The 1,272-nt window shown below is 60.6% G+C and carries 2 protein-coding genes; both read right to left on the reverse strand.

The window, feature by feature from the left end; genetic code table 11:
• Nucleotides 1-48 precede the first annotated feature (48 nt).
• Nucleotides 49-693 (reverse strand): lysoplasmalogenase, encoded by a 645-nt coding sequence (locus tag ACW9IR_RS29420; protein ID WP_457466113.1) that lies wholly within the window; start codon nt 691-693, stop codon nt 49-51.
• A 2-nt stretch (nt 694-695) separates the two neighbouring features.
• Nucleotides 696-1,088 (reverse strand): protease inhibitor I42 family protein, encoded by a 393-nt coding sequence (locus ACW9IR_RS29425; RefSeq protein ID WP_095122463.1) that lies wholly within the window; start codon nt 1,086-1,088, stop codon nt 696-698.
• Between the last annotated feature and the right edge of the window lie 184 nt (nt 1,089-1,272).

The raw sequence follows: 1,272 nt of genomic DNA on the forward strand, positions 1-1,272 counted from the left end.
TACATGGGAATGCGGTTTTCTGTAGGAGCTGCCGCAGGCTGCGATCTTTTAAAGGCTAGCGCGTTTGCTTTGGGAGAACGCGGAGGCGGCAATGCCCCACTGGCCCAGCCAGTAGCTGAGGATGATGACGTATGGCGCGGCGTGGAATGGCAATACGAAGCGATCAATCCCAATGACGCTGTCCGAGAACACAAACGCCAGCGCACCGCCCGCCGCCAGCAACGCCGAGCGTTTCGGCACATCGCTGCCCAAACGGGCCAGCGCGCGCCAGAGCATCGCGCTGATCGCCGTGCCATAAACAATCACCGGCACCAGCAATGGCCCAAGACCGCTGGAAATCAGAAGACCCAGCAACACCGCGCCAACACCGAGGGCAAGCACCAGCGGCAAAATCGCCAGACGCTTGCAGTCACTCAGATAAGCCTTCAGATAAGCCAGATGCGCAACCAGAAACGCGCCGAGGCCAAACACGAACAGATCGCCCGGCCAGGCCAGCAACACATCACCCAGCAACGAGAAAATCAGACCGAGACTGATCCAGCGCCGATAGTCGCTGGGCGGCGCATCGTGCAACCAGCCGAGTAACGCCAGCACTGGCAACGGTTTGACCAGCAGGCACAGCAGCGCCGCATGGGTGCTGACGCCGTAGAGAAACGTCACCGCGCCCATCAGCGCCAAAATCAGCCAGCCCACGATCAATTCACCGAAATGGCGCAGTCAAAGGTTTCCACCGGCAGCACTTCCGGTGCCCACGGCTGTTGCGAGGTCAGGCGTAGACGGCCGGTGCCGGGGGCGAAGGCCTGGAAGCGCCAGGTCGACAGACCTGCTGCACCGACCACACCGGCATCTTCCGGATTGCTGTAAACCTCGGGGCTGAGTGCGCGCAGCACGCCGCCAGCCGAGTCCTGAATGGCCCAGCGGTAACCGGTGGTCGGGTTGCTTGGCAGCATGATGATGAGGTTTTGTCCGTTGGTGAGCCGTACGGGGCATTCGCTTTGTTTTTCCACGGTCACGTTGTGTTTTGGTTGTGTGGCGCAAGCGGCCAGCAACGAGAGGGCGAGGGTGAGAAACAGGCGAGTGGGGGACATAAGGTCAGCGGCTCCGGCGTTGGCGACGAACGGCGAGCATAACTGAAGATGAGACAAAGTGTGACAACGCCAAGCCCTCACCCTAGCCCTCTCCCAGGGGGAGAGGGGACTGACCGAGGTGTGTTGTGCCATACATCGACCTGAAAGACCGAGTCGATTATGGATTCAGCGAAGTACTTTCAGG

It is taken from the genome of Pseudomonas sp. SDT291_1_S447, from assembly GCF_054070155.1.